This window comes from Staphylococcus sp. 510, assembly GCF_057219715.1.
This window is the reverse complement of sequence record NZ_JBXVVK010000023.1, coordinates 1-11597: the sequence shown is the minus strand read 5'-3', so window position 1 is coordinate 11597 and position 11597 is coordinate 1. Positions and strand designations below refer to the sequence as shown.

Annotated in this window: 9 protein-coding genes and 3 pseudogenes; 8 read left to right on the top strand and 4 right to left on the bottom strand. The window is 30.4% G+C overall.

What is annotated here, in order from left to right:
• Positions 1-322: 322 nt before the first annotated feature.
• Positions 323-772, top strand: coding sequence for a hypothetical protein (locus AC2D8K_RS11980; RefSeq protein ID WP_484698774.1), 450 nt, complete (start codon positions 323-325; stop codon positions 770-772).
• 203 nt (positions 773-975) lie between these two features.
• Here AC2D8K_RS11980 and AC2D8K_RS11975 read toward each other — a convergent pair whose 3' ends face one another.
• The 4 genes from AC2D8K_RS11975 to AC2D8K_RS11960 form a co-directional block, all read right to left on the bottom strand.
• A complete protein-coding gene (locus AC2D8K_RS11975; RefSeq protein ID WP_002451754.1) occupies positions 976-2118 on the bottom strand; it encodes a restriction endonuclease subunit S in 1143 nt (380 codons plus the stop codon).
• The gene (locus AC2D8K_RS11970; RefSeq protein WP_002451755.1) at positions 2111-3667 is read right to left on the bottom strand and encodes a type I restriction-modification system subunit M; all 1557 of its coding nucleotides are present in this window, start codon (positions 3665-3667) and stop codon (positions 2111-2113) included. The genes AC2D8K_RS11975 and AC2D8K_RS11970 overlap by 8 nt, the downstream gene beginning before the upstream one ends.
• 45 nt (positions 3668-3712) lie before the next feature.
• Positions 3713-6508: a type I restriction endonuclease subunit R gene (locus tag AC2D8K_RS11965; RefSeq protein WP_002451756.1), complete on the bottom strand. Its 2796-nt coding sequence runs from the start codon at positions 6506-6508 to the stop codon at positions 3713-3715.
• 168 nt (positions 6509-6676) lie between these two features.
• Positions 6677-7417 (bottom strand): DUF536 domain-containing protein, encoded by a 741-nt coding sequence (locus AC2D8K_RS11960; protein WP_002451757.1) that lies wholly within the window; start codon positions 7415-7417, stop codon positions 6677-6679.
• Positions 7418-7834: 417 nt separating this feature from the next.
• Between AC2D8K_RS11960 and AC2D8K_RS11955 the strand changes: the two genes are divergently transcribed.
• The 7 genes and pseudogenes from AC2D8K_RS11955 to AC2D8K_RS11925 all read left to right on the top strand — a co-directional run.
• Positions 7835-8809 (top strand): replication initiator protein A, encoded by a 975-nt coding sequence (locus tag AC2D8K_RS11955; protein WP_002451758.1) that lies wholly within the window; start codon positions 7835-7837, stop codon positions 8807-8809.
• Between the two features lie 16 nt (positions 8810-8825).
• Positions 8826-9122: pseudogene (locus AC2D8K_RS11950) on the top strand (protein rep); the annotation flags it as partial.
• Positions 9123-9169: 47 nt separating this feature from the next.
• Positions 9170-9574, top strand: a complete 405-nt coding sequence (locus AC2D8K_RS11945) for a hypothetical protein (RefSeq protein WP_484698769.1) — start codon at positions 9170-9172, stop codon at positions 9572-9574.
• Between the two features lie 122 nt (positions 9575-9696).
• A pseudogene (locus tag AC2D8K_RS11940) lies at positions 9697-9914 on the top strand (VraH family peptide resistance protein).
• Between the two features lie 231 nt (positions 9915-10145).
• Positions 10146-10763: a cadmium resistance transporter CadD gene (gene cadD / locus AC2D8K_RS11935; protein WP_069854643.1), complete on the top strand. Its 618-nt coding sequence runs from the start codon at positions 10146-10148 to the stop codon at positions 10761-10763.
• Positions 10764-10780: 17 nt separating this feature from the next.
• Positions 10781-11128 (top strand): ArsR/SmtB family transcription factor, encoded by a 348-nt coding sequence (locus AC2D8K_RS11930; protein ID WP_002508637.1) that lies wholly within the window; start codon positions 10781-10783, stop codon positions 11126-11128.
• Positions 11129-11310: 182 nt separating this feature from the next.
• A pseudogene (locus AC2D8K_RS11925) lies at positions 11311-11597 on the top strand (protein rep); the annotation flags it as partial.

Sequence of the window (11597 nt, the reverse complement as noted above, 5' to 3'; positions counted from 1 at the left end):
CCTTTTTAAAACAGCTCCAAACCGATTGGGAAGAATAATAAAAGTAGATGAATTTTTACAAATAGTATCTGCTGATGTATACTGAAGGTAACAAGTGAAGTATGGTTCGCCATATGTCAAAACCCCACTGCCGACCAAAGCAAAGTGGGGTTTTTTTTATTTATCTTTTTAGGTTATTTGTAATGTAGTTCGCAACTACACCAGCAATAACAGATAAGATAAATGTTCCAACAAGTGAGAGTATCGTTAACGCCATATGCACACCTCCTTTGTGCACGGAAGTGCCTTTCTATTATAAATTATTAATAGAAAGGATGATATGATGAAACGTATTAAATTGAATTTCTTTGATTTAGATGAAATTAGCAGTAGAGAATTTGATTTTTCAATATTTATAATTATGTTATGTATCATATTTAGAAATTACTTTAGAGGCTATGGATTTGCGATTCATTTAAATTCCGACTTATTATTTGAAATGACACTTTTACTCTTGCCTGTAACACTCTTATTTTTTAATAAAAAAACAAATAAAGAAGTCGCTAACAGTTTCGATAACTATCTATTACTTTTATCCCCACTTTTAGGTGGTTTATTTTTTGTGGCTTTAGGTGTTTTATGTATACATCTAGCTCATTTAATATCGTTTGTTGATTTTATTTGTAGTTTCATTGGTTTAGTATTTTTAATTCCTGGTATTATCAATATTTTAATTGCAGTATTAGTATTCAGTACTAAACAACTAGTAAAACAATCGGTGTCTAAAAAATAGACGGAATTGAATTGTCTATTTTTTTAGACGCTTGAGAACTGAATAAAGATACAAAAGTGTTATTGATGAAAATGCATGAAAACGTGTGGTTAAGGGTATGTATAAAAGTTGTATAACCTATAATCCGGACATAAAGGCACAAACACTGATATGAAAGTGTTTGTGCCTTTTGGTTTAGTTAACATAATAAGTGTTTATAAGAATCAGACAAACATTCTTTGTAGTAAGCCTTGTTTACGTTGCTTTAAATAATCTAATTTTAAAGTTTTATTATCTATCAGTTTATCGATGTTTAATATAAAATGACCAATCTTCTTTTGTTCATCGTTACTTGTTGGTATTAGTATTTTTTCTTTAGAATAATCTTTGTAATATAAATGTGGTATAGTGCTACCAATAATAAATTTTCTAAAGTTAAGTAATTTCATTCGATAATATAAAAATTGAATATCTACATTATTTGCTTGTATATACCCCATAGTGCCTATTACTGATGACTTACCAGCTCTTAAATTTAACCGTCCAGCTCCAGCCCCGTCTTTTAGAATAGAAATATATGGTTCTTCCATATCATATTGTAAATCTTTTCCAATTTCTTGAATTGCGTCATATACTGGATAACCTTTAGAGTTGTTTCTTTCATTGTACTGATTAGAACTTTTTTTAGAACTAATATAATTTGTTATGTTCTTTAAAGTTGTTTCTTCCCAATCAGGATAATCATTTCCATTTTCATCTTTAAATCGCATTTCTTGTGAGAAAATCTTTTGCATATATCCCTTTTTCTGTTCTTCTAATTTCGCTAATTTCTGTTCTTCCAATTCGATTTGTTGATCGAGTTTGCTAAAAAAATTACCTAATTTATTTTTTTCAATATAGCTAGGCGAATAAATTTTATAAGGTAAAATATGTTTATTGTTAATTTGGGGAATAGTAGATGTATCCGCTATCCTATAGAGACCTTCTCTTAATATGGCATAATAATAAAATTCAGTGTCATTTACATCGTTAAATTCGAGTCCCATAAGATTTGTATCAATGTAGCCAGGAGTATTTATAATTCTTATTTTATTAAGTAATATAGCAGCTCCTCTTTTAGGAAAAATTATTACTTTTTTATTTAAAGGAGTATGTTTTTTTTCCACATACAAATCCGAGTAATTCTGAAATTTACTATTATTATTTAAATCATTCACTTTATATAATGGATATTCAGAACCTTCACTATAATAAGAAGGTGAGTGACCTGAAATTATAGATAATAATTTACCAAGCTCATTATTTTTCCACTCATCTTCAAATCCAGGAAATCTCAATTCAGGAACGTTTCTATTTTCATTACTCATCTTTCAACACTCCCAGTTCTTTCAGGTACTCATTGATTTTTGATTCAACGTCTGCGATTTCTTTATCAATATCTTTGAGGTCTTGTTGGACTTGGTCTAGGTCAATAGATTCTTCTTCTTCAAATGTATCAACATACCTAGGGATATTTAAGTTGTAGTCATTGTCTTTAATGTCATCTAATGATGCGACATAACTATATTTATCTATCGTTTCTCTCTTGCTGTATGTGTCGACAATTTTATTTACATCGTCATCTGTAAGATGATTTTGATTTTTACCTTTTTCAAATGATTGCGATGCATCGATAAATAACACATTATCATCAATTTCACGACATTTTTTAAACACTAAAATACATGTTGATATTGGTGTGCCAAAAAATAAATTATTTGGTAAACCAATCACAGCATCTAAATAATTTTTTTCTTCAATGAGGTATCGACGAATTACACCTTCAGCTTGGGAACGGAATAGGACACCATGTGGTAAAACGACAGCCATCGTACCTTCGTCATCTAAATAATGAATCATATGTTGAACAAAGGCATAATCCGCTTTTTTTACAGGAGCTAACTTACCGTAATTACTAAAACGTTCATCGTCATTAAATTTACTATCAGCCGACCAATGAGCACTATACGGTGGATTAGCCACAACAGCATCAAATTTTTCATCCATAAACGCTGGATTTTCTAATGTATCCCCATTTTGAATATCAAAGTTTTCATAACGAACATCATGCAACAACATATTCATTCGAGCTAAGTTATATGTTGTATTGTTACGCTCTTGGCCATTATAACGATACACTTTCGTTTCTTTACCTACACGTAATAGTAATGAACCCGATCCACACGTAGGGTCATAGACATTTCTTAATTTATCTTTACCTTGTGTAACGATTTTCGCTAAAATTTTAGATACTTGTTGTGGTGTATAGAATTCACCTGCTTTTTTACCTGCATTTGCCGCAAAACGACCAATTAAGAATTCATAAGCGTCACCTAACATATCGATTTCCATATCACTATGTACAAATGGCAGTTCTGATAAATGCACCATCACTTTCCCGATTAAAGCTGTTCTATCTTTTACCGTATTTCCTAATCGAGTCGAACTTAAGTCCATATCACTAAACAAGCCAACAAAGTCTTCTTCACTGTCCTGTCCTAATGTTGATGTTTCAACTTTACGGATCGCTTGTGATAAATGTTCAATATCAAAGCGTTGATTTTCAATTTCTTTAACCATACTGCTAAACAAATCTTGTGGTTCGATATAATAACCAACATTTTCAATCAATTCTTCTTTAAGATCTTCTCTATATTCCTCGTCTTTCCATGCTTCTTCGTACGTTATCTCTTCATCAGATAACGCTTCTGCGACTTCGGCTTCTGCCTTTTCAGATAAGAAACGATAGAAGATTAAACCTAAAATATAATTACGGAATTCACTCGCATCCATGTTACCTCGTAAATCGTTCGCAATAGACCATAAACGCTTATGCAATTCCTGTTGTTGTTGACGTTGTTTTTCTGTAATAGACAATGTGTCCTTCCCCCATTAGTGATTATTTTGTATATAACCTTTTGATTAACTATATTTTTCTGTGACTTCTTCGACAAATGATGCGACTGCTGCTTTCGTTTGTCTCTTTTCACGAAGTTTCATACCAGATACTAAATCTTTAACTTTATCGTTATTAAGAATGCCGCTATATTCAAATTCGCTTGTAATGTTTTTCAACATGTCTTCATCAATGGATTTTTGACCTGCGAAATCATTAAATTCCTCTTCTTTTTTCGCATTTTCAAAGGTGATATATGCTTCGTCAAGATTCTCATCTTCTGATAAATCCGGAATAATCTTATCCATGAATTCCTTAATTAAATCACGTTTCAATCGTAATTTAGGATCATCTGCTGTATCTAAAATACGTCTAATTTGTTCACGGTTACGTTGTTGTTCTGCTTTATCTGTTAAGTCAATTTTACGCACTAAATCCATAATGTAAGACACGTTAATCGTATCGTTACGTAGAATTTCAATTTCAAAATCAATATCATTTAAAATTGATACTTTATTTTTATCGTTTTTTAGTGGTTTTACTTGGTCATAAATCGTAAAGTACTTACTCTTATAATCTTCAAAATCTTGTTCTTCCATACCGACACTTGAAGACGTAAATTCAAATTCATCAAATGCCTTCATTCTTAATACAAGTTTAGATAATAAGCGATAGGCTTCGACAAAGGCTTTCAGTTCCTCTTCATCTTGTACATCATCCATATGTTGTGGGGATGGCGCAATCGCTTTTAGTTCTGCCAAAGCATCAACGAATTCAGCTTTGTATTCTTCATAACTCTTCATTAATACACGATCAGTATCTTCTGTTTGTGAGAATAATTGTAATGCATTGTCAGTAGCTTTCTTTAAGTCTCGATAGTTCACGATTTTACCGAAAGGCTTCGTTTCCTTTTCAACACGGTTAGTACGTGAATATGCTTGAATTAAGTCATGATATTTGAGGTTCTTATCTACATATAATGTATTCAATACTTTACTGTCGAAACCTGTTAGGAACATATTAACGACAATTAAGACATCGATTTTATTATCTTTAACACCTTTTTTCACATTTTTAGACACATGATTAAAGTATTCTTGGAAAGTATCAGTTGTGAAATTAGTGTCGAAATTCGCGTTATAGTCTTTCATCATGTGGTCTAAATGTTCACGTGCCGTTGTTGGTGGTACTTCATCCTCTGTTTCTTTTGTTTCTTCATTTGGACCAAACGAGTAAATACCTGCCACTTTTAACGGACAATCATATTCTTGATTAACCTTGTTAAAGGCCTGGTAATATTTAATTAATGCAGAAATACTTTGTACCGTTAAGACACTTGAATACTGTCGATCACGTGTGTATTTATCGTGATTTTCAATGATGTGTCTGACAATCAACTCGATACGATCATCTGACATCCATACCTCATCTTTATTAATATCTTCGACCATATCATCTATTTCATTTTCAATGGTATTTTCTTTAATTGTATTAATATAATCAACAGAGAATCCTAACACGTTACCATCATGAATCGCATCTTTAATTAAATACGTATGGAGGCATCTACCAAAAATATCTGCCGTGCTACGCCCGTCTTGGCTTTTATTTTCTTCAAAACGGGGTGTACCAGTAAATCCAAAGTATTGCGCATTATTAAAGTGTTGACGGATAATACGATGCATATCACCAAATTGGCTACGATGACATTCATCGATGATAAATACGACTTTATCTGTTTTGTATTGTTCTAAAGCGTCCGCATTGTTTTGAATAGCTTTAGACATCTTTTGTATCGTCGTAACAATGAGTGGTAAGCTTTTATCATTCAATTGACGGACTAATTGTGATGTATTGTTCGTTTTATCCACGGCGCCTTTTGAGAATTTGTTAAATTCTTCTTCCGTTTGACTGTCTAAATCTTTACGATCTACTAGGAAGATAACCTTTTTAATATTTTCTTGTTCTGATAATACCTGGCTGGATTTAAATGATGTTAAAGTTTTACCACTGCCAGTTGTATGCCAAATATAACCGTTGTTTGATGTTTCTGTTGCTTGATGTATCAATGATTCTACAGCATGTACTTGGTACGGACGCAATGCCATTAACACTTTATCTGTTTCATTAATAATCATGTAACGTGAAATCATTTTCGCTATGTGACACGGTCTTAAAAATATTTCGGTAAAATCATTGAGTGTGTTAATACGTTTATTATTTTTATCACTCCAATAAAACATATGACTCTTATAAATTTCACCATCATTATTAGAGATATAACGTGTTTCTATCCCGTTACTAATAATGAACATTTGAATATAACGGAACAGACCTGTGTAATTTTGTTTACGATAACGCATCACTTGGTTAAATGCTTCATTGATATCTACGCCACGACGTTTGAGTTCCACTTGGACAAGGGGTAGCCCATTAATAAGGATTGTCACGTCATATCTAGCTTTATATGTATCTTCAACCGACACTTGGTTCGTCACTTGGAATTTGTTTTGGCACCAATTCACTGTATCTAAAAATGATAAATATACTTCTGATTCATCATCACGTTTTAATGGTAATTTATCGCGCAGGATACGTGCACTTTCAAATATTCCTTTACCATTAATCATGGTTAATAAGCGCTGAAATTCTTTATCTGTTAATGGTTGGCCATTTAATTTATCTTTGTGACGTTCATTTAATATAGAACGGAAGTTATCTAATAGTTGTTTATCGTTTCTAATTGTTACGATTTCATATCCATTTTCTTTTAATTGATTCATCATTTCCTTCTCTAAGGAAAACTCACTCTGATATGCCAATTGCGACCCATCCTTTATTGATTACTATTTATTTCAATATATCACATTATCAGAAAAACATATAAAAGAATTTACATCATTTATTAACATAAGTGATGATTATCAGAAGTTCAATCCACATAAAAAGACACAAGAAGTTTATAAACTTCTTGTGTCTTTTTAATAGAATTAGTTACCAAACAAGCGACTCCAAAATCCCTTTTTAGATGGTCGTTCGACCTCATCATTAGTATTAGGATCTTGTTTTTCAACTCGTTCATTTTCCTTCGCATTAGTTGATTGATTTATATCTTCATTCCTATTCTCTTCAAATATAACTTTAGGATCTATATCTTTATCTGTTGTTTGATTTTCCTCTTGTTGTTGATTATTATCTTTAGATTCTTCGGTAAATGTTGCTTCTTGCGCATTAACGTTTTGTCTATCATTAGAAGATGTATCAAAAGAATAATTAAGCTGTCTTTCTTCCTCTAATTGATTCTCTAATTTTTGAATCTTTTTATTACTTTCTAAAGCTAATACTTGTTGATTTTCAAGCAATTTCGACCTTTCTTGCAACTCTTTTCTGTAAAATTCAATTGTTGTTTCATGACGACTTTCTTGCTTTTCAATTTGATTATTCAAAGTATCAATCTGGTTTTTAAGAATCTCCACTATTTGAGCATCAGTTTTAGATTCAACATCAATATTATCTGGGGCTTTTTTTTGTTTACTTTGAGCAACATTTTCAAATCCATATTTCTTCTTATTTTCATTTACTCTTTGAACTATTTTTTCTATGTCGCTATCTTCTTTAATAAACGAAGTGTTTTCCTGTTTTATTGTTTCTATATTCAATCTTTTAATATTATTAAAAATTGTTTGCTTACTAACTTCTAATTCTTCACTTAAAGCTTTCACGCTTCTCATATCATCAACCCTTTATAAAATGTTTATCAACCTTTTATAAAATAGTATAAACTCATAAAGCTTGATAATAAAGTAATTACAATATTAAAAAACAGTTCCCATCAATCGTTTCATCAAAGGTTCATAAAGGGTTGATGGTTTTTGTCAAAGGTTTATAAACCCTTTATAAACCTTTGACAATCCTGCATTTTCCCTTTTATAAGGTTGTTCAAAGTGATATAATAACCTTAACATGACAAAACCCCAACTACTGGTAATAGTCGGGGGTTGGTGATAAAACGTTGCAGCACGTTTATAAATCTTTTGATATCTGTATTATATACAACTATATCATCAAAGTGCAAGCAGAAAATTTATGTGTTCTTGTAATGTTTTATTACCTCTATCCAAAATTTTAATAGGAAAGGGGTTTTTATTATGCCTAGAAAAAATATAAAAAATCAAGCCAATCAAAATTTCTATATGCTACATAAAGTTTTATTTATCAACGAAAAATATAAAAAGCTAAGTGATAGTGCTAAAGTTACCTATGCAATTCTTAATGATAGAGTTAGTTTATCTATTAAAAATAATTGGATAGATCAAAATGGAGATATATACTTTATTTTTACTAATGAAAATCTTCAAGAAGTGTTAGATAAAAGTAAAAATACAATAACTAAAATAAAAAAAGAGTTACAAGAGGTTGGTTTACTGGAACAAGTTAAAACCGGGTTTAATCGACCGAACAAACTATATCTTCATGAAATAGAAACGAATATAACTATTGAAAAAGAAATACAAAATAGTACTTCGAACGATGACGAATCGAGTAATATCAAGGACTCCCAAATAATGGGACTCCAGAATCCCAAACAATGGGACTCCAGAATCCCAAATGATGGGACTCCAGAATCCCAAAACTTAGACCCTAATGATACTGAATTTAGTAATACTGATTATATAGAAACTGAGAACAATGATACGAATGATCTGAATGATACACCTAACAATATTTCTACAACTAATAATCATTCGTATCATACAAATCACCAAAATACTGAATTTAATAATGATGCTTTAAAATTCCAAGTACTTGAAGAATTACCAAGTCAGATCAAAGACTATTTAAGTAATTTTGAAATTAGAGAGATTCGTATTATTAAAAGTGTTTTACTTAAAGGGAAAAAGTCTTTTAATAACACACATGATACATATTACCGTTTAGAAGACGTGGAGTTTGAACTTGTCAGTGTCTTAAAACGGTTTAAAGCGATGTTACTACAGAAAAATGAAACAGTTGAAGCTATGCAGGGTTATTTGATGCAATCGATTAAAGCTGAACTTGAAGAAATACATGCACTTAATATGCGTCGTCAAAATGTACATAAGTACAATATCTTTAACGAATAATTCAAATGAGCTTACAGCAATCAAAGAGACTTCAAAATACTCGGTTAAGTCATCTGATTATTTAACTGATGATGACGAAAAAAATCAAGAAATCGTAAATGATTTAGAAAAAGGTTTATACCGAAAACGTATGTTGAGTTATGGTGGATTGCTTAAACAAAAACATAAAATTTTAAATTTAGACGATGCCGAAGATGGTAATTTGATTAATACAAGTGACGAAGATAAAACAACAGACGAAGAAGAAAAAGCACATTCAATCACAGCAATTTGGAATTTTGAAAAACAAAATTATTTCTTAAAAAATTTGTAACGTTAGCTTATTAAAGCTAGCGTTTTTTTGTTGAAAATACGTTAAAAATGGCTGGGTACAAACTGGGTACAGACACAATATATAGGGGTACAACCTGGGTACAATCGGGGTACAAAACGCAAAAAATTCATACCTTTTTAAAATCGCTGTATCCCTTGAAATGTCTGGATTCGCCAGACCATACATTTTTAAATGTATGCAAATTTCCCTTATGCTCTTACAAAGAATTTAGAGCCAATTTAAAATTTGGTGCTTTTTTGAAAGAAATTGTCCTTGCACGAACTAAAAAAGTTGATAATTTTTTGAGCCATTTTATGCAAAATTTTAGTTTGCATGTAGATGGGCAGTGTCTAAAAATTTCGCAACTGGTTTTGCTCAAATTTTTGTTTATGGAATTAGAATATATTTATTTGGCTCATATTTGCTTTTTAAAAGCTTCTGTAGGTTTTTAGGCATAAAACTATATGATTTACCCCTAAATCTTTAAAATACCCCCTTAAAATTCAAAATAAAGGCATTTAAAATTTAAATAGTTCTTGTGATAAAGTTTGCTAAAAAGGAGTGTTTTATTTTTATGACTATCAAACAGATTGTGAATGATTTATTAAATAAAAAATGGTCTTTAGAAGATTTGTTTTGGTTAATTTTAATGTGTGTAATATTTAGTACTTTTACTACACCATTTTTAGGTATTCCGATTGGAGTTATTGCTTACTTTTTCTTTTTTATAAAGATGATGATTTTGATGAGATAGCAGAAAAATATGATTATCAAGACGAGAATAAGAAATAGACCACGCATTTATGCCGAGAAAATTTATTGTGCGTTGAGAAGAACCCTTAACTAAACTTGGAGACGAATGTCGGCATAGCGTGAGCTATTAAGCCGACCATTCGACAAGTTTTGGGATTGTTAAGGGTTCCGAGGCTCAACGTCAATAAAGCAATTGGAATAAAGCATCTATGATTATTTGAAAACATAAGTTATAATACATTCAAAAATATTTTTGAATGAGGTGTAATTATGATTCAGACTATTGTAACTGCTGCTATTCTTTATATTGCGACAGCAGTAGACTTATTAGTGATTTTATTAATATTTTTTGCTAGAGCAAAGACTAGAAAAGAATATAGAGATATTTATGTTGGTCAATATTTAGGGTCTATTATTTTAATATTAGTTAGTTTGTTTTTAGCTTTTGTATTAAATTATGTTCCAGAGAAGTGGATATTAGGTTTATTGGGTTTAATACCAATTTATCTTGGAATTAAAGTGGCTATTTATGATGATTGTGAAGGAGAAAAGAGAGCTAAAAAAGAATTGAATGAAAAAGGATTGTCTAAATTAGTTGGTACGGTTGCAATTGTTACGATAGCAAGTTGTGGTGCTGATAATATTGGTTTATTTGTTCCGTATTTTGTGACATTAAGTGTTACTAATTTATTAATTACTCTGTTTGTCTTTTTAATTTTAATTTTCTTCTTGGTTTTTACTGCACAAAAATTAGCTAATATTCCAGGAGTTGGAGAAATTGTTGAGAAATTTAGTCGTTGGATTATGGCTGTTATTTATATAGCTTTAGGTTTATTTATTATTATTGAAAATGACACTATTCAAACAATTTTAGGATTTATATTTTAATTTAGGTGTGATTTTATATGAGTTATGAAAATGCTTGTGATGTGATCTGTGTACATGAGGATAAAGTTAACAATGCTTTAAGTTTTTTAGAAGATGATAAATCTAAGAAATTACTTAATATTTTAGAAAAAATTTGTGATGAGAAGAAATTGAAAATCATATTATCTTTGATTAAAGAAGATGAGTTGTGTGTTTGTGATATTTCTTTGATATTGAAAATGAGTGTTGCTTCAACTTCACATCATTTAAGGCTTTTATATAAAAATGAGGTACTTGATTTTTATAAAGATGGAAAGATGGCATATTATTTTATTAAAGACGATGAAATAAGAGAGTTTTTCTCTAAAAATCAGGAGGGTTTTTGAAACGAGTTTCTTCTTGTCTTGATACTATATAGAAATAACGTTCTTTTTCAAAATATCGTTTTAACGTTGATTTGACAGTGTTTTTAATGGTTTTTGGTGTATAAAATAAAATTTGACATAAAAAAACTCCAGTAATAAGATTAAAGTGTCGAGCTAAAATCAAATACTGGAGGTCTTTTTATATGCAAGATAATCATACAAAATATATAGACGAAAATCAAGATAATAAAACACTAAAAGATATGACGAAAAGTGGGAAACAACGCCCATGGAGAGAAAAGAAAATTGATAATGTAAGTTATGCAGATATACTGGAAATTTTAAAAATTAAAAAGGCTTTTAACGTAAAACAATGTGGTAACGTCTTAGAATTCAAGCCAACTGATGAAGGTTATTTGAAGTTACATAAGACATGGTTTTGTAAATCAAAATTATGTCCAATTTGTAATTGGAGGCGTGCTATGAAAAA